General features: G+C 53.0%; 24 protein-coding genes and 1 tRNA gene. 21 read left to right on the forward strand and 4 right to left on the reverse strand.

Translation table 11 applies throughout. The features are described from left to right. The first annotated feature begins 4 nt into the window (after positions 1 to 4). Positions 5 to 1,000, forward strand: a complete 996-nt coding sequence (locus EYB31_RS16900) for a hydroxyacid dehydrogenase (protein ID WP_131014543.1) — start codon at positions 5 to 7, stop codon at positions 998 to 1,000. A 1,016-nt stretch (positions 1,001 to 2,016) separates the two neighbouring features. On the opposite strand, the gene gluQRS is transcribed toward EYB31_RS16900, so the two are convergent. Both gluQRS and EYB31_RS16910 read right to left on the reverse strand, forming a co-directional pair. Beyond that, positions 2,017 to 2,985, reverse strand: coding sequence for a tRNA glutamyl-Q(34) synthetase GluQRS (gene gluQRS / locus EYB31_RS16905; protein ID WP_131014544.1), 969 nt, complete (start codon positions 2,983 to 2,985; stop codon positions 2,017 to 2,019). 272 nt (positions 2,986 to 3,257) lie between these two features. Next, positions 3,258 to 3,334, reverse strand: a tRNA-Asp gene (locus EYB31_RS16910). Positions 3,335 to 3,538: 204 nt separating this feature from the next. Between EYB31_RS16910 and EYB31_RS16915 the strand changes: the two genes are divergently transcribed. The 19 genes from EYB31_RS16915 to EYB31_RS17000 all read left to right on the forward strand — a co-directional run bounded on the left by EYB31_RS16915 (position 3,539) and on the right by EYB31_RS17000 (position 21,348). Continuing rightward, entirely contained in the window at positions 3,539 to 4,300 is a 762-nt protein-coding gene (locus EYB31_RS16915; protein WP_131014545.1) for an NUDIX domain-containing protein, read from the forward strand. A gap of 28 nt (positions 4,301 to 4,328) precedes the next feature. Next, positions 4,329 to 4,877 (forward strand): cysteine hydrolase family protein, encoded by a 549-nt coding sequence (locus tag EYB31_RS16920; protein WP_131014546.1) that lies wholly within the window; start codon positions 4,329 to 4,331, stop codon positions 4,875 to 4,877. 5 nt (positions 4,878 to 4,882) lie between these two features. Continuing rightward, positions 4,883 to 6,325, forward strand: a complete 1,443-nt coding sequence (locus tag EYB31_RS16925) for a nicotinate phosphoribosyltransferase (RefSeq protein ID WP_131014547.1) — start codon at positions 4,883 to 4,885, stop codon at positions 6,323 to 6,325. A gap of 149 nt (positions 6,326 to 6,474) precedes the next feature. Beyond that, entirely contained in the window at positions 6,475 to 7,983 is a 1,509-nt protein-coding gene (locus tag EYB31_RS16930) for a HEAT repeat domain-containing protein (protein WP_131014548.1), read from the forward strand. Positions 7,984 to 8,164: 181 nt separating this feature from the next. Further along, positions 8,165 to 9,364, forward strand: a complete 1,200-nt coding sequence (locus EYB31_RS16935; protein ID WP_165452451.1) for an MFS transporter — start codon at positions 8,165 to 8,167, stop codon at positions 9,362 to 9,364. Between the two features lie 190 nt (positions 9,365 to 9,554). After that, a complete protein-coding gene (locus tag EYB31_RS16940) occupies positions 9,555 to 10,724 on the forward strand; it encodes an MFS transporter (RefSeq protein ID WP_240762507.1) in 1,170 nt (389 codons plus the stop codon). A gap of 248 nt (positions 10,725 to 10,972) precedes the next feature. Beyond that, positions 10,973 to 11,158, forward strand: coding sequence for a hypothetical protein (locus tag EYB31_RS16945; RefSeq protein ID WP_131014550.1), 186 nt, complete (start codon positions 10,973 to 10,975; stop codon positions 11,156 to 11,158). A 24-nt stretch (positions 11,159 to 11,182) separates the two neighbouring features. Then, the gene (locus EYB31_RS16950; protein ID WP_131014551.1) at positions 11,183 to 11,449 is read left to right on the forward strand and encodes a hypothetical protein; all 267 of its coding nucleotides are present in this window, start codon (positions 11,183 to 11,185) and stop codon (positions 11,447 to 11,449) included. Between the two features lie 81 nt (positions 11,450 to 11,530). Continuing rightward, a complete protein-coding gene (locus EYB31_RS16955; RefSeq protein WP_131014552.1) occupies positions 11,531 to 11,662 on the forward strand; it encodes a DUF4023 family protein in 132 nt (43 codons plus the stop codon). A 64-nt stretch (positions 11,663 to 11,726) separates the two neighbouring features. Next, positions 11,727 to 11,894: a hypothetical protein gene (locus tag EYB31_RS40255; RefSeq protein WP_165452452.1), complete on the forward strand. Its 168-nt coding sequence runs from the start codon at positions 11,727 to 11,729 to the stop codon at positions 11,892 to 11,894. A 134-nt stretch (positions 11,895 to 12,028) separates the two neighbouring features. After that, the gene (locus EYB31_RS16960; protein ID WP_240762509.1) at positions 12,029 to 13,351 is read left to right on the forward strand and encodes a vWA domain-containing protein; all 1,323 of its coding nucleotides are present in this window, start codon (positions 12,029 to 12,031) and stop codon (positions 13,349 to 13,351) included. Between the two features lie 51 nt (positions 13,352 to 13,402). Next, entirely contained in the window at positions 13,403 to 14,209 is an 807-nt protein-coding gene (locus EYB31_RS16965) for a sugar phosphate isomerase/epimerase family protein (protein ID WP_165452453.1), read from the forward strand. A 213-nt stretch (positions 14,210 to 14,422) separates the two neighbouring features. After that, complete coding sequence (locus EYB31_RS16970) at positions 14,423 to 15,868, forward strand: MATE family efflux transporter (RefSeq protein WP_165452454.1); 1,446 nt, start codon at positions 14,423 to 14,425, stop codon at positions 15,866 to 15,868. Between the two features lie 91 nt (positions 15,869 to 15,959). Further along, positions 15,960 to 17,180, forward strand: coding sequence for an MFS transporter (locus EYB31_RS16975; RefSeq protein WP_131014634.1), 1,221 nt, complete (start codon positions 15,960 to 15,962; stop codon positions 17,178 to 17,180). A gap of 50 nt (positions 17,181 to 17,230) precedes the next feature. Then, positions 17,231 to 17,914 (forward strand): PIG-L deacetylase family protein, encoded by a 684-nt coding sequence (locus tag EYB31_RS16980; RefSeq protein WP_131014556.1) that lies wholly within the window; start codon positions 17,231 to 17,233, stop codon positions 17,912 to 17,914. A gap of 27 nt (positions 17,915 to 17,941) precedes the next feature. Then, positions 17,942 to 18,715 carry an SDR family NAD(P)-dependent oxidoreductase gene (locus tag EYB31_RS16985; protein ID WP_131014557.1) on the forward strand — a complete coding sequence of 258 codons (774 nt, stop codon included), beginning with the start codon at positions 17,942 to 17,944 and terminating at the stop codon, positions 18,713 to 18,715. Between the two features lie 124 nt (positions 18,716 to 18,839). Beyond that, entirely contained in the window at positions 18,840 to 19,610 is a 771-nt protein-coding gene (locus EYB31_RS16990; protein ID WP_240762511.1) for a sugar phosphate isomerase/epimerase family protein, read from the forward strand. 158 nt (positions 19,611 to 19,768) lie between these two features. Beyond that, positions 19,769 to 20,155, forward strand: coding sequence for an MmcQ/YjbR family DNA-binding protein (locus tag EYB31_RS16995; protein ID WP_131014559.1), 387 nt, complete (start codon positions 19,769 to 19,771; stop codon positions 20,153 to 20,155). Beyond that, positions 20,155 to 21,348, forward strand: coding sequence for an MFS transporter (locus EYB31_RS17000; protein WP_131014560.1), 1,194 nt, complete (start codon positions 20,155 to 20,157; stop codon positions 21,346 to 21,348). The genes EYB31_RS16995 and EYB31_RS17000 overlap by 1 nt, the downstream gene beginning before the upstream one ends. Positions 21,349 to 21,411: 63 nt before the next feature. On the opposite strand, the gene EYB31_RS17005 is transcribed toward EYB31_RS17000, so the two are convergent. Both EYB31_RS17005 and EYB31_RS17010 read right to left on the reverse strand, forming a co-directional pair. Next, entirely contained in the window at positions 21,412 to 22,200 is a 789-nt protein-coding gene (locus EYB31_RS17005; protein ID WP_131014561.1) for a phytanoyl-CoA dioxygenase family protein, read from the reverse strand. Further along, on the reverse strand, positions 22,193 to 22,483 hold the full coding sequence (locus EYB31_RS17010; protein ID WP_131014562.1) for a hypothetical protein: 291 nt from the start codon (positions 22,481 to 22,483) through the stop codon (positions 22,193 to 22,195). Before EYB31_RS17010 ends, EYB31_RS17005 begins: the two co-directional genes overlap by 8 nt. A gap of 272 nt (positions 22,484 to 22,755) precedes the next feature. On the opposite strand from EYB31_RS17010, the gene EYB31_RS17015 reads away from it, so the two are divergent. Then, positions 22,756 to 23,685, forward strand: coding sequence for an MsnO8 family LLM class oxidoreductase (locus EYB31_RS17015; protein ID WP_131014563.1), 930 nt, complete (start codon positions 22,756 to 22,758; stop codon positions 23,683 to 23,685). Positions 23,686 to 23,768: the final 83 nt, after the last annotated feature.

A 23,768-nucleotide genomic window follows, 5' to 3' on the forward strand; every position in this document is an offset into this window, starting at 1 on the left:
AACTATGATGAAACCCAAAGCATTGGTATTGCCGCGTGAAAGTATGTTAAAGCAGGTATGTTCCGAAGAATGCAAGCAGTTAATTGAAAGCGCTTTTAATCCGGTCTGGAACGATAAAGGCTGTGATTTGACGGAAGAGGAACTGTCCGAGCTGGTGGAGGATGCCGAAATTATTTTGACGAGCTGGGGTTCGCCGATTTTAACGGATGCGATGTTGGAGAAAGCTGTGAAGCTTCGCGCCATCGGCCATGCTGCCGGGACTGTAAAAAAACGCATGCCGCGTGAAGTGTTTGACAAGGGAGTTCGCGTATATTCGGCTGCCAACCGGATTGCCCAAAGCGTTGGCGAGCACTGTTTGGCGGTGCTGCTGACGATCATGAAACGTCTTCCCGCGTTTAATGCCGAGATCCGGCAGCATAATTGGAAAGCGACGGGGCAAAAGGGCCGCGAACTCGCCGGATCCACCGTGGGGATTGTTTCCGCCAGTTCCACTGCACGTGCCTTTTTGAAGCTGCTGGCTCCTTTTAAGGTTAATGTGCTGCTTTACGATCCTTATTTATCGGAAGAAGCTGCAGATAAGCTGCATGTACGTAGAGCGTCACTCGAAGAAGTCATGAGCTGTCCGGTGATTTCCATTCATGCGCCTGCACTGCCGGCTACCGAACAAATGATTACCCGTGATCTGATCGCATTGATCCCTGATGGGGCTTATCTGGTGAATTCCTCGCGGGGCGCCGTATTTGATGAAGAGGCTTTAATTGAAGAATTAGGGACCGGCCGATTCGCTGCTGCGCTGGATGTTTTTGTAAAAGAGCCAATCCGGCAGGATCATCCGTTTCTGCAGATGTCGAATGTATTGCTGACGCCGCATATCGCCGGGGCTTCGATTGAAGGGCATCTTGCGCTGATGTATGCCGTGGTCCAAGATATGCTGGCGGGCTTTGCCGGTCAGCCGACATCCTACGAAGTAACGGAACGCATGTGGGAGACGATGGCGTAGAAGAAATGGTTTAGGGGAGATGGCGTCGAGGGCAGCTTCGGTTTTAGGTGAGGTCATCTGTGTTGGAAGAGTAATCGGCATAAACCGAAAGATATGAAACTGGAAAGCGCTCCTGCTGATCTTTAGCGGGAGCGCTTTTTTGAGCGAGAGAAGTTTAACTATATTAAAGAGCAGCTGAACAAAGGGATGGCACGGGACGGAAAAGCGAAAGCGGCCGCTTTTAATATGGTGTTCCGATCGCTCTTATCTGTTCATAGGGACACCATGTTAATTGGCGGTTGGAGTCCCATGACCAGCCGCCAATGTTGTCAGGTTAGCGATAATGGCGGCTATTCGGATCGCTCGTATTGGCTGCATTAGTTTAATCCTATCGGGTTCATGGAGTAAACCGGAACCATAACATGCTTGAATGAGCAAATGGAGCGATTTCGATTCGTTCGACCTTGAATTAAAGCTGATCGTTGCCGGCTGTCTGTGGCGGACATCCTCGTCGCTATGGCTAGCCTGCGACTAGAATTATGTATGCGAACGTCATGCCCCAACGCTTACGGACAGGAGCGCCTTTATTTGACGAAAAAAACGGGGTTATCATTTCTAACGGACGCAGGAGACTTTATTTGCCCAAAAAAGTCGTAGAAACTGCGATAGTAGGCCGAATAAGTGCGCCGGTGTCCGTTACATGTAGCAAACCTTAGATTTGGTTTACATTGCAGCGCCCATGTCCGTTAGAGTGTTAGTGCGGAGGCTTCCTCCAAGCTAGGGTTGCATAACCAATCTACAGTCTCATTCCAGTCTGCTATCCATCATAATGGGTTCTATGTCCAGAACGGGCTACGACGCATAAAAAGAAGCTTGATCATTCCTGTAACGACTGTGGCCCATAGACAATTTTGGTCCATCGACAACTTCAGTCCATCGACTTCTTATCCTGACAACATTGGCCCAGCCCCCTCCCACGCGCAAGAGTAACTCATCACAGCAAGGACCGTCCGGCGATTTTTGCAGGACGTTTTTTCTTACAGGGATGAGCCTGCTAAACTTGCGAGCACAGAAGCTTCGATAACGAGCGGTTCGGCAGCAATTTTGGCTATACTGAAATGGGCAACCAGTTCGGCAGCTTGGATCGGCTCCAACCGATCCATCAGTCCGCTCCAGTAAGCAAGGCAGCCGATAATCCGCTCCGGGGAAGTGCCCGCAGCGCGCATTCCGGCAACAGTTACGGAACCGTGGCGTTTGGACAAGCGCTTGCCTTCAGGACCGTAAAGCAGGGGGGAGTGGGCGAAACGGGGAACAGTGTATCCGAGCGCTTCATACAGCCAAATTTGACGCGGGGTTGAATCTAACAGATCAGCCCCCCGCACCACATCGGTGATCTTCATTGCCGCATCGTCCACAACCACCGCCAGCTGATAACCAAAGATGCCATCTGCGCGTTGTACCACAAAATCGCCGCCTGCTCCCGCAGGGTAACAAGCGTAACCGGCGATGGCGTCGTGAAATTGCAATTCACGGTCAGGCAAGGAGAAACGCAAAGACGGAGTCTTGATCTGCGACTTCGTCAGCCGTTGCTCTGCGCTGAGTCGTCTGCACGTGCCCGGGTATGCCGGGCCCTCCGAATCCAGGCCATGCGGCGCGCTGGCAATCGACATCAGCTCGGCTCTGCTGCAGTAGCACGGATACAGCCGGTTTTGCGATTTCAGCTTCTCCAGAGCTGCTTGATAAAGCTCAAGTCGGCAGCTTTGCGTGTAAGGTCCATAAGGTCCGTCCACATCCGGCCCCTCATCCCAGTCGAGACCAAGCCAGCGCAAGTCCTCTAAAATTTGCCGAGCCAGCTCGGGGCGGGAGCGCGGCTTGTCGATGTCCTCCATCCGCAGCACAAACTGCCCTCCGGCCTGACGGATTTGCAGCCATGCCAATAGCGCCGTCCGGGCGTTCCCGATATGCAGTTGTCCGGAAGGCGTAGGAGCAAATCGTCCGCGTATCATACGGAGCCACCTCTTAACAAGAGTGTTTATTAAGCAGATTGATCGTAACCCATCCGCGAAATCTATTATTAGGATAACAAAAAAGAGCAGGGATTCAACCCTGCCCATAACGGCGATAGTTAAAAATAAATTCCTCATCCCTAGCAAAGGGAAGTTAAAGTGGCGGAGCCGACGGGATACTCTACGCTGCGCTCCGAGACTGCGAAGTAAAGCTAACGAAGCAACGCTTCGACGAACCTGCGGTTCTCATCCCTAGCAAAGGGAAGTTAAAGTGGCGGAGCCGACGGGATTCGAACCCGCGGTCTCCTGCGTGACAGGCAGGCATGTTAGGCCTCTACACCACGGCTCCGCGCCAAAGTCTCGTGCCTTGCGGCTAAACGAGAATACATGTAGTATATTAGCATGATTTGTCAGATCGTGCAACCGCTTAAACTAAAGTTTGAAAATTCGGACAGATAAAACCCTTGACATCGATTTTAAATATGTCATAATAACAATATCAAAACGAAAGTTCAACGAGCGATTATCCAAACAATAGGAGGCGGGGCACCATATGGAAAACGAGCAGGTCTACTCGGCCAAAAAATACAGAACACCGGACGGCGCGCCTGCGGATATCGTCATTTTTACTATCCTATCGCAGCAAAAGCAGGGGGCCAAGAAATCATTGCCGATGCGAACGCTCAACGTGCTGCTGATTCAACGCAAAAGCTGGCCTTTTGCCGGGCAATGGGCGCTTCCGGGAGGATTTTGCAACGAAACCGAATCGATTCATGAATGCGCGCTGCGGGAGCTGAAAGAAGAGACGGGGGTGGACGGCGAGGGGATTGAGTACTTTAACGTCTACAGCAAGCCCGGAAGGGACCCGCGGGGGTGGATCATCTCCCATGCTTTTTTGGCGCTTGTAAATGAGCGGCAACTGGCCTACAGGCAGGCTGCGGACGACGCTTCCGACGTCAAATTAGTTCCTGTAGAAGAAGCGCTGCAAATGGAGCTGGCTTTCGATCATCGGATCATCCTGCAAGATGCGCTGCAGCACATCCGCGGCAAAATGCTGAGCACGGTGATCGCCGAACAGTTTCTGCCGGAACATTTTACAATCGGCGAATTGTATCAGGTGATTCAAACGGTCGTGCCTGATTTTAACGAAAAAAACTTTATCCGCAAAATTACGTCGACGCAAAGCCGCAAAGGAATTGTCGAAGAGGTATTAGATAACGGCGGAAAGCCGAAAATGTCCAACAAGTACTCTCAACGGGCCGCCCAGCTATACCGTTTTACGGGATACGTGCCGCCGTTGTCCATATTCAGTTAAACCAAACCTGCAAGGGAGGATGAGCAAGATGAGAGCACTTATTGTTATCGATTATACGGTCGATTTTGTGACCGGCAAGCTTCCATGCGGAGAACCGGCTATCGTCATTGAAGAGCGGATTACGGAAATCACGGAACAAGCTTTGGACAGAGGAGATTACGTCATTATGGCGGTGGATGTCCATGATGAAAACGATAGTTACCATCCGGAGAGCAAGCTGTTTCCTCCACACAATATCAGAGGCACCGCAGGGCGTGAGCTGTACGGCAAACTAAACGAATTATACGAAACGCGCAAAAAAGATGTGTATTGGATGGACAAAACGAGATACAGCGCATTTTGCGGGACGGATTTGGAGCAGCAGCTGCGCGCAAGAGGCATACAGGCCGTTGAGCTGGCCGGCGTGTGCACCGATATTTGCGTGCTTCATACGGCTGTTGATGCGTACAACAAAGGTTTTGCGATTCAAGTGCATGAAGATGCGGTGGCAAGCTTTAATCAAGACGGGCATCGTTGGGCGCTGGGGCATTTCCCGAATGTGCTTGGCGCAACCTTAAGTAAAAAAGAAGCGGAGTGATCAGCATGAGCGACGGGAATTTGACGCTGCATACGGATAAATATGAAATCAACATGATGTACGCCCATTGGGTGCATGGCACGATGAATGAAAAAGCGGTGTTTGAGGCGTATTTCCGCAAGCTGCCGTTTGGCAACGGGTATGCTGTGTTTGCCGGACTTCGCAGGGTCGTGGAATACATTCAGAATCTGAAATTCGACGAATCGATGATCCGTTACTTGCAGCAGCAGGAGGAGAACTACGATCCGCGGTTTTACGAGGAACTGAGACAGTTTCGTTTTACGGGAGATTTATGGGCGGTTGAGGAAGGCAGCGTTGTGTTCCCGAATGAACCGTTAATCCGCGTAGAAGGCCGCGTGTTTGAAACGCAGCTGCTGGAAACGGCGATACTTAACTTCATTAACTATCAGACGCTGATCGCCACCAAAGCATCGCGAATCCGGCAGGTCGCGCCACACGATACGTTGATGGAATTCGGCACGCGCCGGGCTCAGGAAGCCGATGCCGCCGTATGGGGGACCAGAGCGGCTTATATCGGGGGATTCGATGCGACCTCGAACCTGCGCGCGGGCATGATGTTTGGCATTCCGACCTCGGGCACTCACGCCCACGCCTGGGTTCAGGCGCACGAAACGGAAGCCGAGGCGTTCGAGAAATATGCGGCAGCGCTGCCGAATCAAGTGACGCTGCTGGTCGATACGTACGATACGTTAAAAAGCGGCGTGCCTAACGCCATTCGTACGGCGAAGCTTCTGGAGGCCCAAGGCAAACGGATGAATGCAATCCGGCTGGATAGCGGAGACTTGGCTTATTTATCGAAAAAGGCGCGTGAAATGCTGGACGCCGCCGGACTGGATTATGTACGTATCGTAGCTTCGAACGATTTGGACGAAAACATCATGTTTAACCTGAAAGCGGAGGATGCCAAAATCGACGCATGGGGTGTCGGCACCCAGCTTATTACGGCCGCGGACCAGCCGTCGCTTGGGGGCGTGTATAAGATTGTCGCCAGGGAAAAGGACGGACATTTGATTCCGGTCATTAAAATATCGGGCAATCCGGAGAAAGTATCGACGCCGGGGAAAAAGGATGTGTACCGGATTATCAACAAACAGACCGGCAAAGCCGAAGCCGACTACATCGCTTTAAGCGAAGAAGAAGATGTGAAAATGGGGCGCAAGATCAAACTGTTTGATCCGGTTCATCCGTATATCAACAAATATGTCGAGCAATATGACGCAATTTCGCTGCTAACGCTCGTTTACCGTGACGGGACGCAGGTCTACGAGCTGCCGGAGCTGGAACATATCCGCGAATACCATAAACGGCAGTTGAGCTTGTTCTGGCCGGAAACGCTGCGCAAGCTGAATCCGCAATCGTACCCCGTCGATATAAGCGTAGCCGCTTGGGAACAAAAGATGAGATTGATCGAGCAGTTTAAAGGGTAGACCCAGGAGGCAGCGCACTGCCTAACTCTAAATCCCAATACCTTAGTTTTGTGCAAACAGACACGAGCATCCTTCATTCTTTATATGAAGGCAACCTCCTATAATAGGGCATGAGATGAAACATAACCCTTATGCGGAGGTTTTGAACGATGACACAACCTATTTTATTGACGGACGCGCAGATGAGACAATTTATTACCGAAGGTTATTTGCTGCTGCACGCCGATTTTGCTCCGGAGTTTCACGCCGCCGTTCAGGCAAACTTAAATGAAGTGTATCAAAACGAAGGCAACCCGGGTAACAACATTTTGCCGAGAATTCCCGAACTTCAGTCGGTATTCGATCATCCGGTGGTCCAAGGCGCGCTGACCAGCGTGCTCGGCGAAGGCTATATGATGCATCCGCACCGGCATGGACATTTCAATAAGCAAGCGGAAGCGGGCGGTTGGCACAAGGACAGCTATTGGGGACATCAGAAGGTGAGGAACCACCGTCCGTGGTGGGCGATGATCTTTTATTTCCCGCAGGATGTTTCTGTGGAAATGGGCCCGACCGGCATTATGCCCGGTACCCAAACGTATCAGAGCCGGGTATTCGACCGGGACGAAACTGCCGAAGAGGTCAAGTCGGCCGGTCCGGCAGGCACACTGGCCATCGTTCATTATGACATTTGGCACCGCGCTACGGCGAACATCTCCGGTAAAGACCGGTATATGCTGAAATTCCAGTTTATGCGGACCGCCATACCGGTAGAGGCAAGCTGGAATCATACGGAAGCGGAGTGGAGCACTCCGGCCGAGTTATCCGCCGCCGTTCAACAGCATGAGGTGGTATGGCGGGATATATGGAACTGGCTGACCGGAAATTCCTCTGCGGGTACGACGGAAGCTGTTGCCGACAGGGATGCGGCGCAAGCGGCCAAATGGATGCAAGAACTTCAAAGCGAAGATCAGACCGTGCGCGCCAAAGCGGCCGATGAGCTTGGCCTGCTCGGGGCAGCTGCGCAAGCTGCTGCGCCGCTGCTCGCGCAGCAGCTCGAAGCCGGATATGAGCCGCTGGCGCTGAATGCGGCTTACGCTTTAGGACGGATGGGCGAGCGGGGAATCGCCGAGCTGCTGCAGGCGTTGTCTCACCCGACCAAAGCGGTATCGCGCGCAGCTGGTTACGGTTTGTCGATCGCCGGAAAAGCGGCCGTACAAGGGCTGATTGAGCAGGTGACGCAGCAGCCGTCGGTGAATGCGGCCAACCACGCGGCATTTGCGCTGGGCGAGATCGGCGCGGAAGCTGCGGAAGCCGTTCCGGCGCTTGCCGCTCTGCATAGTCATGCCGACGAGAACGTACGGCGGACCGCCGTGGAATCGCTTGGCATGATCGGCACACCGCACGAAGCGGTGGTCGCCGGACTGGAGCGCGGATTAAAGGATGCCGACAGCCAGGTCAGATTTAACGCGGCAACCGCTTTGGCCCGTTTGGGCAGCAAAGCCGAACACGCCGTTCCGGCCATTGAGCAAGCGCTGCAGGACGAAAACCGGTACGTACGCGCGACCGCAGCGGAGGCGCTGTATTACGTCGGCACTGAAAAAGCCAAAAATGCGCTGCTGAAGTTCCTGCGCACCGCAAGATGGTGTGCGACGACAACACCGCAAAACACATTTTAATCCGTATGCTTGGGAGAGGCTGCTTCGGCAGCCTTTTTGCCGTGGAAAATGGATTTAATCGGGCATTCAGGGAGCGATTTAGTGATTGCCCGCGTCCAAGCAGAGACGTATAATGAGGGAGTCACTTTGGAAATTACCGGATGTCGGATTGATCCGAAATGAATCGGAGGGGGAGCTACTGTTGACGCAAGCGAAATCATACCGCATTCCTTTGTTTTGCGGGGTTACATTATTGTTCTGGTTCTCCATGTACACGTGTGTTCCGATTCTGGCCGCTTATGTCGAATACCTTGGGGCATCGCATAAAATGGCGGGAATGATTGTCGGCATGTACGGTTTGAGCCAAATGCTGCTGCGTATTCCGGTCGGCATCGTATCCGACTTGTTTCATAAACGCAGGCTGTTTATTACGTTTGGGCTGTTGTTTTCCGTGTTCTCCTGCGCAGGCATCCTGGTTTCCCATGAACTGACATGGGTGCTGATTCTACGGGCCTTAGCCGGCGCCGCCGCGGCGACATGGGTGGATTTTACGATTCTTTTTGCGAGTTATTACAAGAAGGAAGAAACGACCAAAGCGATGGGGACGATCTCCTTCTATAACTCGATGGGACAGATGCTCGGCATCTTGTGCGGCGGCTGGTTTGCCGACGTGTTCAGCTGGGAGGCGTCTTTTCTGATTGGCGCCGCGGTAGGCACAGTCGGGTTCGCCGCGTCGTTTTTTCTGGTGGAGAAATTCGACGAATCCGCACAAAAAATTACGTACGCCGGGGTTAAAGAAGTGGCCAGCGACCGGATACTGCTAACGGTATCTTTATTGGCGATTTTGTTCCAGCTGCTTACATTTGCAACCGTTTTCGGCTTTACTCCGGTGTACGCGCAGGAACTCGGCGCCACAAAGCTGGATATGGGCTGGCTTACGTTCTGCTCGACATTCCCAATGGCGATTGCCTCATGGATCGGCGGATCTTACGTTTCGCAGAAATATGGCGAGAAAAAAGTCATCATCCTTGGCTTCATATTAACCGGCGTGTGTACCGTTCTTATCCCGGTGCTGTCGAGCTTTTGGCTGCTGCTGCTGACCCAAGCGATCGCGGGTTTCGGAAGAGGGTTCGCTACGCCGCTGCTGATGTCGCTGAGCATCAAACATATGGACGTCGGCAAAAGGGCGACGGCGATGGGTTTCTACCAAGCGATTTACGGTCTCGGCATGTTTTTGGGGCCGCTGTTTATGGGAATCGCCGGGGATGTGCTGACCTTAAAGCAAGGATTTTTCATTGTTGGTTTGTTAGGATGCCTTACCGCTTGGCTGGCTTATAAAATACTGCGGCTGGGTCCGGACTCCAAACCGCTGCCGGCGCAAAGGCAAAAGCTGCAGGGCTAACCCCCGCTGCACTTCCGCCAGTGCCGCGGTTTAATCGGTGACCGGAAAGTCTCGTAACAGCTTATCGACGAATTCAAAAACGACAAGGGCGATGAAACCCGTTGTACCGGCGCCGCGAAGTTGCTTGAGCGGAAAAGTCATGAGATAATGGACAACGTACTGTGCCCGGATAAAGAAAGAAGACGATGCCATGTCAACGATGGTATATTTTCTGTTATATTATGTAGTCGCATATATGGGCAATGCAGTGTATGGAACGTTTGTTCCGGTATATTTCAGTTCGGTCGGTTGTTCTCCGGCGCAAATTGGCATTCTGCTCAGCATGGGGCCAATCGTCGCCATTCTAGCCCAGCCTATGTGGGGCACGGCCGGGGATCGCGCAGCGAAAAAAAATACGGTTCTGGCCGTGCTGCTGATCGGATCGGCCGCCGCTTCGCTGCTGATGCCGTTGTCCAGCCAGTTTTATTATTTGGTTGCCGTCGTTTGTTTTGTCGCCTTTTTCCAAACGTCCATTACCAGCTTAAGCGACGCCATTACGCTGGAGGAGCTGGATAAGCACAAGAAGTGGTCGTTTGGTTCGATCCGTATGGGCGGAACGATCGGTTATGCGCTGATGTCGGTCATTTTTGGCTTTATCGCCAAAGACCATGTAGGCTTTATGTTTCCGATCTATGCTGCGGTTATGTTGTTGGCATTCATGTTGTTGCTGCGGTTCCCGAAGATTGCGGGGTATCAGACGCTCAGCCGGAAAATGAACATGTGGGCGTTGTTTAGAAACCGGACGCTTGTGCTGTATATGTCCGTCAGCTTTGTTTTGCAAATTACGCTGGGGTATTATTATTCGTTTTTCCCTTTGTATTTCAAAGAGATGGGCGGGGATAACGCGCTCCTCGGCTGGTCGATGCTGATTTCGTCGCTCAGCGAAATTCCGTTCCTGCTGTTTTCGCATAAGCTGCTCAAAAAGATTCCGATTCAATACATACTGCTGGGTGCGGGAGCGGTCACCTGCTTGCGCTGGGTTGCGCTGTATTACATTCATAATCCCTACGCGGCCATCTCCACTCAGATTCTCCATGGGCTTATGTTTATTGTGCTAACGGTGTCTCTGGCTACCTATGTGAACCGCGAAGTGCCCCGTGAGCTGAAAGCCAGCGGACAGACGCTGAACGGGTTGATTAATCAGGGGATCGCGCGGATTATCGGCAGTTTTTTCGGCGGCTTCGCCAGCGAATGGCTGGGCATGAGAAATATGTTTTTGCTTAACGCTTTGATTGCGCTTGGATGTATCATCGTGTTTGCCGTTATTATTTTTAAAAGGGAAAGACCGGCAAGCGGCATTCCGTTTGGCGGTGCCAGCTAATTTAGCGGGGAATGCCCCCGCACGGCCGGGGACCTTGAAGAAGCAGCGAAGTGAACGGAATCGTTATGGAGAAGCGTAAGCGGTCGCTTTTGTCTACGAATTTCGCCCGCCACAAGCGGGTACAATCCAAGAAATTCGTAGACAATCGGCGATCGGAATAATGATCCGTACACGCAGCCTTCACTTTTTCATCGGCCCCGCATGGCCGGGGACGATTCGTAGAAAAATATCGGATTAGGAGATGGGTAATGGCTACTCTAGCGGTACTGGTTTCATTGCTTGTGATGGGTTCGTTTGTCAGCATGGCCTTCCTGCGCTTTTTTCAACGGAAGACGGTGCAGGGTTTTATTTATTTGATCATCGGGATCGTTGCGATCGTGCTGTTTTATGTCGGCGCGGATCATGGCTGGATTCCGCTGCCTAAAGAGCAGTAGGTACTGGACAAGGAGGGATCGGGTATGAAATGGTCGATTGAGCGGCTTGAAGCGGAAAAAACGCAAGACAAAGAGCTTTTGGGCAAAATTGTGCTTGTCGTAGAAGGCCATAAGTCGCCGTATGAAGTTACGCTGCACAGCAAAAACGGGCGGGACTGGAGCTACAGCTTGAATTTTGCCGGTGCTTCGGGGCCGGAGGAACAGATCGACGAGCTGGAGGAACAAATCGAAGAAGACGATGACATGTTCGATTCGCTCACCGCGGCAATCAAAGCGCATATCGCCAAGTAAGTGACTATGCATCTCATATTTGCGGCAGCGTAGGGCAATCTATGTAATGGTTTGCCAAACGTGACCGGAAGGAGGGATGATATGGCGGGCAATAAGGAAGATACGTCCAGCTTTGTCAAAAAGCTGCACGAGACGCAGGAGAAAGACGAGAAAAACCGCAGATCCGGAGGACATAAGCATCCGGAAGAGCGATTGCCTAACCACAAGCATTAGCCTTTATTGCTAACCTTCGGCGGCAGCTGAAGGAAGGGCTTTTCTGGAGGGAGGGATCGATCGTATGGACAAAAACGCTGCGAATTACGAGCCGCTGCGTCTGAACGCGGAATCGGAAGTGCTGGAGCGCATCCGCAAGTTTGAGGAGGATTTGACCTCCGAACTCGGACAAACCGTATCCGTTGTCGCTTATTCGCCGCATCAGGAAGCGGAAGCTATGGGTCACTCCTGAGCACATAGTATCGACGAAAGTTCCAAAGGGACGCCGGACAACCGGCGTTTTTTCTTTTTCCGGGAATGCAACATTTTTCCAGTAAGCTGCGTTATGTCATTGAACGGAATATAACGCTTCCTGGAGGGATGAGTGTGGGGGTCTTACGGGGAAAAAGAAACATAGCGGCGCAGTTGTTATTGGTTATCAGTTTGCTGGGATTAACGGCGGGCTGCAGCAGCAGTAATCAAGATCATGCAGCCAAGGGTTCGGCAGCCAGCACCAGCGCCAGATCGGGGATGCCGGAGGCTAAGGCGGACAGCGCCGCTCCGGCGGCAAAAGAATCGGCATCCAGCGCAGACCGCTCGATCGGCAAGCCGGCTCCCGGAACAAGCGAGAAAACGTCGCCGCCGTCGGAGGGTATCCGCAGAGGGCAGCAGCAGGACGTTCGGCCGGGACAATTGACGGCAGGCGAATGGAGCGACCTGAAGAATTGGGACTGGTGGCAAAACTTGATGAACAAGAAGGAGTGGGCGAAATACCAGACTGACTGGGGGATGAGGACGTACCAACGGTTTACCGTAGAGGTACGAAGCGGGGGAAGGCAGGTGGCCGACGCCGAGGTGGCGCTGATCGGCGGCAACGGGCAGCATGTTTGGAAAACACGTACGAACCAGAGGGGCGAAGCGGTTGTATTTGCCGGTGTAACGGATGGGCCGCAGGAGGGACCGTTTAAGATCCAAATCACCAGCGGCCAGCAGACAAAAACCGTTGATCCGGTCAATCCGGGCGGCAAGCTGCCGCTTGTCGTGAATTTGGAAACCCCCGGAGTCCAGGCTGCTTCCCGGCAAGTCGACATCATGTTTGTCGTGGATACGACGGGGTCGATGGCCGATGAATTGAACTTTTTGTCGGCGGAGCTGAAAGACGTAATCGAACGTGTGAGGTCGGACAACGGCAATCAGCTTGGCATTCGGCTCAGCAGCAATTTTTACCGCGATCACGGAGATGAATATGTAGTGCGCTCGTATCCTTTTACAACCGATGTGGACGATGTCGTCAAAAAAATCAGCCAGCAGCGTGCATACGGCGGCGGCGATTACGAAGAGGCCGTCGAAGAAGCGCTGCAGGACGCGATTCACAATCACAACTGGAGCGGCGAAGCCCGGGCCCGCTTGCTGTTTCTTGTGCTTGACGCGCCGCCGCATCTTACGCCGTCCGTGGTCAAGAAAATGCAGGCGCTCACGGCGGCGGCCGCGGAGAAAGGCATTCGGATCATTCCGATAGCTTCCAGCGGTGTCGATAAAAATACGGAGATGCTGCTGCGTATCATCGACATTTTGACCGGAGGCACGTATATTTTCCTGACCGACCACAGCGGCATCGGAGACAGCCATATCGAGCCCACCATCGGAGATTATCAGGTAGAGCTGTTGAACAAGCTGCTTGTCAAAACGATCAACTCCTATATACAATAGAAGTTGGAAAAAAATTGGAGTTGCGTGCGATAGCGAATGGAGGGCGGATTTATGTATCGATTAGGCATGCCGACACTAGTTGAACTGGAATCTATAAACGATCAGGCGGAGCTTTGCAAAGAACTGGCGCTTGATTTCGTGGAGCTGAATATGAACGTGCCGTTGTACCTTCCCGACATGCTTTCCGCCGATCGTCTCATTGGGCTTAAACGGCAGTTCGGCATCGATTTCACCGTTCATTTGCCGGAGGAACTGGACATCGCTTCATTTCAAACCTCCATCCGTGAAGGGCACATGAACTGCTGCAAGGAAGCCATTCGTTGGGCCGGAGCGGCGCAAATCGAGACGTTAAATATGCATCTAAACAATGGCATCTATTTTACGCTGCCCGATCAGCGGGTGTGGATCAACGAGCGTTACGAAGACGAGTTCAAGCGGCTGCTGCTCGCGTCTTATCGTGAGTTATGGCGGTATGCCGAAGAGCACCGTGTGAAGCTGTGCATCGAAAATACCGGCAACTTTCATATTCCGTTAATCCGCCGGGCGTTGGATGCTTTAAGCGTAAACGACAACTTTTATTTGACCTGGGACGCAGGGCACGACGCCAAAGCGGGCTTCAAGGAATTGGCCTTTTTTACGGCTCACGTTGACCGCATCCGGCATATGCATTTGCATGACATGAACGAAATTTCCGACCATCAGCCGTTGTATTCCGGTAAAGTGCCTGTCAATGACCGGCTGCGGTTTGCTTATGAGCGGGGGCTGTCGGTGGTGATAGAAATTAAGACGGCGGAGGCGTTGCGGCAATCCGTTGCCCTGCTGAAACAACGCTTCGTTTATGCTCAAGATCCGCGCTGACCGCGCGGATTTTTTGCGCCAGGCGCAAGCTGGCAAGCCGCGGTAAGGAAACGGCAGTAACCTTGAAGAATGTTCCCGCTCGCTTCCGTATTTAACAAAATAACGGCTAAAATGGCCGATGCCTTCGAATTCTGCTCTTTTTCCGGAAAAAACCATTGGCATTATTATGCTAAGATGGTAAGGAACATAAGCCAAAAGAAGGTGGCGCATCCGATGCAGACAAAAACGATGGAACGGCAGCCCGTTCAAGATGTACCGCAATCCGGCGATTGTCCTGAGGAAAACGTTGAAGTTCGCCATGCAGACACGATTTTGGTCGATCCAAGCGACAGCAAAGCGGTGCGGCAGACGATTTTTCGCTTGGCGGGACCTTCGCTTGTGGAAATGCTGCTGATTAATCTTACGCAAATGTTGAATATGATTATGGTGGGCAGGGTCGGAGCCGAGGCGGTGGCAATCGTCGGGTTGTCGACACAGCCTTTTTTGCTGTTTGTGGCCTTATTTATGGCGCTGAACGTCGGCACGACCGTCATTGTCGCCCGGTCGATCGGAGCGGGAGACGTCGCGCAGGCGAATAAAGCGGCAGGCCAGTCGTTTGCGCTGAACATCGTGCTGGCCGTCATCGTAGTCGCTTTTTCTTATTTTTTTGCAGGCGAACTGCTTATGCTGATGGGCGCGTCGAAGCAAGTAGCGGCGGAAGGCTTGCTGTACGCCAAAATCGTTTTTCTGTCGATTGGGTTTACGACCATCTCGATGTCGCTAACGGCTATCCTGCGGGGGGCTGGAGATACCCGGACTCCGATGAAAATCAATGTGGTCTCGAATGTTCTGATCGTTCTGCTTGGCTTTCCGATGATTTACGGCTTCGCCGGCTTCCCGAAGTTTGGCGTGACGGGGGCGGCGATTTCGACGATCATTGCCCAGGCGGTATCGATGATCTGGGTTGTGACGGTTATGTTCAGCGGGAAATACAAGCTGCGGATCACCATTTCGGAGATGCTGCATTTTGACAAAGAGGTGGTTAAGCGTATACTGACGATTGGCTTTCCCAGCGCGTTGGAGCAAGTTGTGATGCGGCTTGGCATGCTGACCTTTGTCAAAATCGCGGCGAGCCTCGGCACGATCTCACTTGCAGCGACTCAGATCGCATTTAACATCATGGGGCTTACGTTTATGCCGGGTATGGCGTTTTCCATCGCGGCTTCGACGCTGGTGGGTCAGGCGCTAGGCGCCGAGAAACCGGACTTGGCGGAACGGTACGGCTGGCAGGTGCGCAAATTCGGGATGATCGTAGCGGGAGTGATGGGGATTGGTTTTATCGGACTGGCCCCGTACATTATGATGATGTATACGACCGATCAGGAGGTCATCGCCAAAGGAGCGGTCGGACTGCAAATTATGGGTTTTATTCAAGTATCGCAGGCCACGCAGTTTATTCTTGGAGGCGCTTTACGGGGAGCCGGGGATACCCGCTACCCGCTGTATTCCACTTGCATCGGAGTATGGGGCTTTCGTATCGCGCTCAGCGTGCTGATGGTTTACGTGTTTAATTGGGACATCACGGGCATCTGGCTGGCCGCTGCAGCGGATCAGTTCGTGCGTTCCATCTTGATTTACCGCCGATACAAACGGGGAAATTGGAAAACCGTGCGGGTATAACGATAACCGCTCGATTCTTCTCCCGAATGTGCTATGATGGTGGCAATAAGCTTCGGTACAAACTATGCAACTAGAGCGGTCGGGAGTTCATATGGGCAACGATAAAGTGTTCAATTATTTTGGCTTACGCATGAGCGGGCCGACGTGGTGGAATTTTCGCTGGGATTTTCTCGCCTCGTGTATGTACAGCTTTTTTAACGTTATGTTCAACCAGTTTTACATGCCGCTTGCCATCCAATACGGAGCAGGCAAATTCCAGGTCGGCCTGCTGGCGGCCGCGCCGGCCATTGGCTTGCTGTTGTCCCCGGTATGGGCCGGGATCATCGAGAAGAAAAACCGGCCGAAACCGTTTGTCGTTTGGCCCAACATCGTCGGCAGAGCTTTAATTATTGTGCCGGCTTTTTACTCCGTACCATGGGCGTTTGTCTCGATCGCTATTTTATTTCATATGTTAATGGGCATCCAAGCTCCTGCTTACGCATCGCTGGTGACAAGGATGTATCCTCCCGAACAACGCGGCAGGCTGATGGGCAACGTGCGTGTCGCCATGGGTTTGCTGATGATTCCGCTGGCTTATGTAGCCGGACGCTGGATTGACAGTTCCGGCGCAACGGCGCCGTTAACTTTAGGCGGGGTGACGGGGGCGCTAGCGATCCTCGCCTTCGCCAGAGTGCGCGAGTCGGAACCGGTCCGTCAGAAGCCGGTCAAAAAAACGGCCACGTTTCTGGAGCAGCTGCAGCTGGTCAAAGATAACCGCGCATTGGCTGTTTTCCTTGGAGCCACAACGTTGTCCGGGTTCGGCAACATGCTGGCAAGCCCGCTGTATTCCTTGATTCAAGTTCATGATCTGGCATTGAGCAATGTGCAAATCGGTTACATCCGCATGGCTTATTTTACGTGCCTGCTCATTTCCTATATGGTGATGGGCTGGGTCATCGACCGGTTTTCACCGAAAACGGCGATGTGCTTTGGCATTGCCGCTTATTCGACGGCGCCGCTGTTATATGGACTGATCGGCAACTATCCTGCAGCAATTACAGCCGGAGGTTTTCAGGGCATCGGCGACGCCATTTGGGATATCGGTTGTATGGCTTATGTGTTTAGGGTCGCCCGGGGGCGGGAGGCGGTTGTATTTGGCCTTCATCTGATGTTGTTTGGCTTTCGCGGAACTATCGGACCGCTGCTCAGCACCTCGCTCAGCGGCATTGCTTCTTATTCTTTGATTTTGCTGGCCGCTTCGCTGTGCAGTTTGCTTGGCTTGCTGCTCCTCAGCAGAGCCGCCATGCCGAGGGACGAGCAGGGGGCAGTGTGACACAAGAAGCTGGAATTTATACATTATCCAATGTTGGGGAGGAGTTTTTAATGGCTAAAGCCGGATTTATTTATGCGCATCCCGATGACGAGACGTTTATGTGTGCTTGCCTCATTAAGCAGCTGGCCGAGCAAGGGGAGACGGCGGCGCTGCTGCTGGCTACGAAAGGCGATGCCGGCAACAAAAACGGCTACGCTATCGACAAATCGCGCGAGGAGCTTGCCGAGATTCGGGTGAAGGAGATGGAAGAAGCTGCCCGGATTATGGAGCTGCCGATCGTGGAGCATCTGGGGCTTCCCGACGGGAAGCTGAAGGATGCGGCGGAAGACGACTTTGTCGACCGGGTTGTGGCGTTTATTCAAAAACATGACATTAAAGCCGTGTTTACGTTCCCGGAAGACGGCAGCAACGGTCATCCGGATCATATCGCCATATCGCACATTGTCAGAAAAGCGGTTTTCAGCGGCAGATGCCCTTCCGTCCAGAAATTATATTTCACGGGACTTTTTCCGAAGGATCGCCGCCCATCCGTACTGATCGACACGAAACCGCAGTGGAAGATGAAGGCGGCCGCATTATCCGCTCATCGTTCGCAAATATTGGGGGTTCACCGCGTATTTGGCGATTTAACCGAGGTGCCTGAGGAAAGAAGATACGAGAAGTTCGTGCTGGCCTGGGAAAAAGGCGTCCATTTTCCGGACAAGCAGGAATTGTCCGTGCTGGATGGAATATAAGCCAATAGCGTAAAGGAGGATGATGGGATGCGCGGATTAAACGGAAAAATCGCCGTTGTCGCCGGAGGCGGCAGAGGCATCGGCAAAGCAATCGCCACGGCGCTCGCCGGATACGGCAGCACCGTCGTGATCGGCAGCCGCACGGAGTCGCAGCATCAAGCGGCGGCGGAGCAAATCCGCCAGTTGGGTGGAGCAGCGCAGGGGCTCACGTTGGACGTGCAAAACGAGGAAAGCGTGGCGTCTTTTATGGCCCAAGTCGACGAGCTGTACGGCCGCATCGACGTGCTGGTGTATTGCGCCGGGACAAACAAGCGGATTCCCGCCGAGTCGTATACGGCCGAGGCCTGGGACGAGGTGATGGGCATCAATTTAAAGGGCGCTTTCTTGACCTGCAAGGAAGCGGGCAAACGGATGATCGCCCAAGGCGGCGGTTCGATCATCACGATTACGTCGATGCTGTCGCATATTGCCACCCCGAATCAAAGCGCTTACTCCGCTTCCAAAGGCGGGCTGATCCAATACAGCAAAGTGCTTGCGGTCGAGTGGGGCGGATACGGTGTCCGTGTCAATTGCGTCAGCCCGGGTTATATTGAAACCGATCTCAATGCCGCCAACTTTAAGCGGGAGGCGTTTCGCGACGCCGTGCTCGGAAAGACGCCGATGGGCCGGTTCGGAGAAACGGCGGAAGTGGCGGAAGCGGTTTGTTTCTTGGCTTCGCCCGCCGCATCGTTTATCAGCGGAGCTTACATACCAGTAGACGGCGGATTTTTGGCCGGGCATCAAAATGTCGTCATGCTGTAAGGTACAGAACAATCACAGTCAAATTACGGGCTTTTTTAATCACTGTTGTACGAGTCAGCCGGCGGTTCTCTGTGTTAGTATGAAAATGGCAATAACCAATACAAGGACAAGTGGGTGAACGATTTTGTTAATCGCAGCACAATTGTATACGTTAAGAAATTTTCTGAAAACGCCGGAGGATATTGCATCCACGCTAAAAAGAGTAAAAGAAATCGGCTATAATGCCGTTCAAGTTTCCGGCGTCGGCCCGATTGATCCGAAAACGTTAAAGGAACTGACCGATCAGAACCAACTGACGATATGCGCTACGCATGTGCCTTTTGCCGATTTGACGGATAATCTGGATCAATTGATTGAGCAGCATAAAATTTGGGACTGCCGTTATGTCGGGTTGGGCGGCCTGCCGCAAGAATACCGCACCTCCAAGGAAGGTTATTCGACATTCGCCAAGATCGCGACGGAAATCGGTAAGAAGTTAAACGATGCAGGATTGCAGTTTATATATCATAACCACGACTTTGAATTCGTCAAATTCGACGGAAGAACCGGTATGGATATTCTGTTTGAAGAATCCGATCCGCAAGCCGTGCATTTTGAAATTGACGTTTATTGGGTGCAAGCGGGCGGAGCGGATCCTGCAGCTTGGGTCAACAAGGTGGCGGGACGCATGAAAGTCGTTCATTTGAAAGACATGCGGGTCACATCCACACGCGGAGAACAATTGTTTGCCGAAGTCGGCGAAGGCAATATGAACTTCCCGCGTATTCTCGAAACTTGCGTGCAAACCGGAGTGGAATGGGGAGCCGTCGAGCAGGACAACACCTATGAACGCGATCCGTTCGAGAGCCTGGCGATCAGTTTGCGCAATCTGCAGCAGCTAGGTTTCGGAAAATAACAGCTTTATCGACTGCCCTTGTCAAACGGGGGCAGTCTTTTTTCGTGTACGATCGGCAGTAAATTTGTTAAGATAGGATTGTTTGTAAATAGTTAGGCCGGACTAAATATCGATGCGGGCTTTACTTCGGAAAAGCTTCAAGGAGGGACGTGAATTCAATGGCTCATCAACAAATTACTTCCGAGGAAGGCTTGGAACTGTTATCCAAGGTTAGGAACTATGTTTCACGGTATGCGGAAGTAAAAGAACATGTGGACGGCTTCGGGCATACTTCGTTTCGTGTGAACAACAAGCCGTTTGTCATGATGGGAGAAAACGAAGAGGGAACTACCTTGTCGATCAAGACGGACATTCCCACACAGGAGCTCCTGCTCCAGCAAGGCCATTTTAAAAAGACGCCCTATATCGGGCAACACGGCTGGGTCACGCTTCTTTCCAACGATCACGCGGATTGGCAAGAACTGCACGAGCTTTTGATGGAGGGGTACTGCAGGACGGCGCCCAAACGATTGGTTAAGCAATACATTAAAGAGGTAACTCATTAATGGGATTAATGAAATCGCCGCGTGATTCAGTCATTCTTTCCCTTATTTATTTCATTACCACAATCAATTCGATCATTACAAGCGGCACCAAACCGGTTGTGTCGTTATATGCTTCCAAAATGGGCGCATCTGCGGGGGAAATCGGCGTGATTGTCGCCATGTTTGCGATACTCCCGGCTTTCCTGGCCATTCATATCGGCAAATGGATCGACCGTTACGGTATTCGCACCCTGGTATCCTTCGGCGGCTTCTCGCTGCTGATTTCATTGATTCTGCCGCTCGCTTATCCGCATTTTATTTCGTTTGTGCTGTCGCAGGCTATTATGGGGATCGGTTTTACGTGCCAAATCGTCGCATTGCAGAAACGGGTCGGACAAACCGCAGGAGATATGGACAAGCGGATTGCCACATTTAGTTTGTTCGGTTCGCTCGGAGCGTTGGTGGGACCGTCCTTCAGCTCGATCTTGTACGATCACTTCGGCTTTCAGGTCTCTTATTCGGCCAATGCCGTATTGATGGTCTTAGGCGCTGCCGCGGTATATCTTGTTAAACGAAGCGCTTGGGAAGTCCCCAAAAAGGAAGCGGCAGCCGGCGAAAACAAAGGGCCGCAAAAAAGCGTCTGGAGTATGCTCAGGCAAAGAGGGCTGCGCAATGCCGTTATTATTAGCGGACTGATGTTGTCGGGCAAGGAGATTTTCTCCGCTTATTTCCCGCTGCTCGGCGAGAAAATGGGAATTTCGCCGACCATGATCGGGATCATCTTGTCGTTTATGAGCCTTGCCTCCATGGCCAGCCGTTTCTCGCAGCCGTACCTGGTCCGCCGGTTCGGGCGCAGCACGGTGCTTACGTGGGCGCTGTTTATTAGCGGCATCATCTACGCGGTGACTCCTTCCGTTCCTTTTATGGTCGCGCTGATCGTATTGATCGGCGTGCTGGGGGCCGGCCTCGGATTAGGCCAGCCGCTCAGCTTATCGTATGCCATTCAGGTCAGTCCACCCGAACGCCGCGGTGAGGTGCTGGGGATGCGCATCACGTTTAACCGGGTGTCGCAGTTTTCGATCCCGCTGCTTTTTGGCGGGTTGGGCGGCATGCTTGGGGTGATCGCGATTTTTTGGGCCAGCGGGGCGCTGCTGCTGATCGGGGGATTGCTGACCCGGGCGAAGCCGTCGGATTCCGTAATGCCGGGTTCGTAATACATGATACGGCAAAAAATACGGGACGATCCTCGTCGAAAAGGATCGTCCCGTTTTGTTTACTTATAGCCCCATGCGGGTGAGCGTGCCTTCGAAGGAGGCGTCCACCTTGTCGTCGCCGCAAAGATATCGCCAAAACTTGGCGATGTTCACCTGGTTGACCCGCGATTCGTCGCCGGCCCATGACGGCTGCGCTTTTTTAATAATATTCAGCACTTCCGGGCTGTCGTAACCTTCTGTATTAAACAGGCTGCGCTGCTCTTGGCCCGGACGCAAGCGAAGCTTGAATACGTAACGGGTAACGTCGGTATGGTTCGGCTGGGCGCAGTGCCAAATGCCGTGGTGGAGGAACGCGATTGTTCCGGCTTTGGATTCCAGCTTCAGCTGCCCGGTGATGTTTTTGTAACGTCCGATGCTCATATTGCTGACCTTGCGCAGATGTGATCCCGGCAGCACCAGCGTGGGTCCCATGATCGCCGGCGTGTCGTGAGAGAAGTAGAAAGCTTGGACATCGAAGCCGAAGGGCCGGGTATCGATGATGGAATCGGCGTGGTAATCTTGTCCGAGCAGGTGTCTGGCTTTCACCACATGGAGGAAGGAGTGATCGTACACCGGCTTGGTGCCGACAAAACTTTGCACCGCTCCTTTGACCTGGGGAAGCTCAAATATTTGCTGGATCACTTTGGATTCGAACCAATAGCGGCCGCCTTGTCCGGCATATTCGCGCATCTCGGCGCAAGCTTCTTCGTTGAGCTCACGCGGAACGAGGTCTTCCAGCTTCAGATAGCCGTCTGCGGCGAATTTCGCCATCTGTGCGGCCGAGAGATGATGGTTCTTGAGGTCGTTACTCATCGATGGTCACCTTTCTTTCCAAAACGTATTCGTAAGGCAGATGTCCTTGCTCATGTTCATAACCGCTTAAGAAAATCGGCATCGAAGGGATTTGGATGACGTTCCAGCCGTCCCTCATGGCGTCCAGCACCGATTCATAAGGCGGGGTATCGGAGTCGCCGGTGTTCATCTGCAAGGAGCCTTTGGGAATCGTACTGTCGTACAACGCCCAGGCGATCGTTCTTGTTTCCAGATTCGGGCCTGCCAGATGCAAAATTAATAGCTGCTGCCTAGTTGCGCTCATGTTTCCGTTGACCTCCTGTACTTGGGCTTGCCGTGATCAAGCCGAGCTTTTCGGTTCAGCGGCGTGTCGCAACCGCTGTTGTTTTTATTGTAAGATCGGTGCGGCGAATTGAGGATGCAGGAAAATAGTGTAATCTTGCACAATCCTAAGCTTAGGACGGAAAGGGCGGCTCTGACGGCGGTTTGACGGCAACCGGGGAATGCGGCATAATCAATTACACGATATGAAATGGACGTACATCTCAGGCGGAAAGGAAGAAGGAAGGCGATACAATGAAGCTGAGCGTGCTTGATTTGGTACCCATTCTCCAAGGAGCCGATCCATCCGAAGCGATCAGGCAAGCGGTCCGGTTGGCCCAAACGGCGGAACGGCTTGGGTATTTACGATATTGGACCTCGGAGCACCACGATATGGAGCATTTGGCTTCTGCATCACCGGAGGTGCTGCTGGCTCATGTCGGCGCCCAAACAAGCCGGATCCGGCTTGGCTCGGGGGCGGTGCTGCTGCCCCACTATAAACCGCTCAAGGTAGCGGAGGTGTTCCGTTTGCTCGCGACGATGTATCCGGGCCGAGTGGATCTTGGTGTCGGCCGGGCTCCCGGAGGGTCGGCCCATGCGACGATTGCGATCGGGGGCAACTTTTTGGAGCAAGTCAGGCATTTTCCCGATACGCTGCAAGCGTTAAGCGAACTGCTGACCGATGATTACCGGCTTGATGATCAGCCTGTCAAGGCCAGGCCGCTGCCTCCGGAACCTCCTGAGTTGTGGCTGCTCGGGACAAATGTAAAAAGTGCGCAGTACGCCGCGCAGATTGGGGCTGGGTATGCGTTTGGCCAGTTTATGAGCGACCAGGACGGGGAACACGTCATCTCCCTGTACCGCGATCAGTTTCAACCATCGAAGCTGGGAAATCAGCCCAAAGTCATCGTAGCGGTGGGGGTGGTGTGTGCGGACACCGAAGCGAAGGCGCGGGAGCTGGCTGCGGCAGGCGGTGCGTTATTTGGTCCGCCTGCAGAGCATGGGGCTGCGGCAAGCGGCGGCCGCTCAAGCAGGCTGATCGCCGGTGATCCGCTGCAGGTCAAAGCGGAGCTGGGGCGGCTGGGGCAAAAGCTTGGCATCGACGAATGTATGGTTGTTACTATGACACCCGATTACGATTCGCGCATTCGCTCTTATGAATTGCTTGCGGAGAGCTCAAACTGAATGCAACGATATTTGCTCCTATAAACTGTAATTCCTTTTCAGCAGCCTTCTGTTCTTCCTTTTTAGGGAGGGCAGAGGGCTGT

Source organism: Paenibacillus thalictri, assembly GCF_004307995.1.
In the GTDB taxonomy this organism is placed as follows: Bacteria; Bacillota; Bacilli; order Paenibacillales; family NBRC-103111; genus Paenibacillus_AF; species Paenibacillus_AF thalictri.

Excerpts from the sequence above, each read along its gene's own strand:
- EYB31_RS16900 (WP_131014543.1), top strand. The coding sequence starts at position 5 with ATGATGAAACCCAAAGCATTGGTATTGCCGCGTGAAAGTATGTTAAAG.
- gluQRS (WP_131014544.1), bottom strand. The coding sequence starts at position 2,985 with ATGATACGCGGACGATTTGCTCCTACGCCTTCCGGACAACTGCATATC.
- EYB31_RS16915 (WP_131014545.1), top strand. The coding sequence starts at position 3,539 with ATGGAAAACGAGCAGGTCTACTCGGCCAAAAAATACAGAACACCGGAC.
- EYB31_RS16920 (WP_131014546.1), top strand. The coding sequence starts at position 4,329 with ATGAGAGCACTTATTGTTATCGATTATACGGTCGATTTTGTGACCGGC.
- EYB31_RS16925 (WP_131014547.1), top strand. The coding sequence starts at position 4,883 with ATGAGCGACGGGAATTTGACGCTGCATACGGATAAATATGAAATCAAC.
- EYB31_RS16930 (WP_131014548.1), top strand. The coding sequence starts at position 6,475 with ATGACACAACCTATTTTATTGACGGACGCGCAGATGAGACAATTTATT.
- EYB31_RS16940 (WP_240762507.1), top strand. The coding sequence starts at position 9,555 with ATGTCAACGATGGTATATTTTCTGTTATATTATGTAGTCGCATATATG.
- EYB31_RS16945 (WP_131014550.1), top strand. The coding sequence starts at position 10,973 with ATGGCTACTCTAGCGGTACTGGTTTCATTGCTTGTGATGGGTTCGTTT.
- EYB31_RS16950 (WP_131014551.1), top strand. The coding sequence starts at position 11,183 with ATGAAATGGTCGATTGAGCGGCTTGAAGCGGAAAAAACGCAAGACAAA.
- EYB31_RS16955 (WP_131014552.1), top strand. The coding sequence starts at position 11,531 with ATGGCGGGCAATAAGGAAGATACGTCCAGCTTTGTCAAAAAGCTGCAC.
- EYB31_RS40255 (WP_165452452.1), top strand. The coding sequence starts at position 11,727 with ATGGACAAAAACGCTGCGAATTACGAGCCGCTGCGTCTGAACGCGGAA.
- EYB31_RS16965 (WP_165452453.1), top strand. The coding sequence starts at position 13,403 with ATGTATCGATTAGGCATGCCGACACTAGTTGAACTGGAATCTATAAAC.
- EYB31_RS16970 (WP_165452454.1), top strand. The coding sequence starts at position 14,423 with ATGCAGACAAAAACGATGGAACGGCAGCCCGTTCAAGATGTACCGCAA.
- EYB31_RS16975 (WP_131014634.1), top strand. The coding sequence starts at position 15,960 with ATGGGCAACGATAAAGTGTTCAATTATTTTGGCTTACGCATGAGCGGG.
- EYB31_RS16980 (WP_131014556.1), top strand. The coding sequence starts at position 17,231 with ATGGCTAAAGCCGGATTTATTTATGCGCATCCCGATGACGAGACGTTT.
- EYB31_RS16985 (WP_131014557.1), top strand. The coding sequence starts at position 17,942 with ATGCGCGGATTAAACGGAAAAATCGCCGTTGTCGCCGGAGGCGGCAGA.
- EYB31_RS16995 (WP_131014559.1), top strand. The coding sequence starts at position 19,769 with ATGGCTCATCAACAAATTACTTCCGAGGAAGGCTTGGAACTGTTATCC.
- EYB31_RS17000 (WP_131014560.1), top strand. The coding sequence starts at position 20,155 with ATGGGATTAATGAAATCGCCGCGTGATTCAGTCATTCTTTCCCTTATT.
- EYB31_RS17005 (WP_131014561.1), bottom strand. The coding sequence starts at position 22,200 with ATGAGTAACGACCTCAAGAACCATCATCTCTCGGCCGCACAGATGGCG.
- EYB31_RS17010 (WP_131014562.1), bottom strand. The coding sequence starts at position 22,483 with ATGAGCGCAACTAGGCAGCAGCTATTAATTTTGCATCTGGCAGGCCCG.
- EYB31_RS17015 (WP_131014563.1), top strand. The coding sequence starts at position 22,756 with ATGAAGCTGAGCGTGCTTGATTTGGTACCCATTCTCCAAGGAGCCGAT.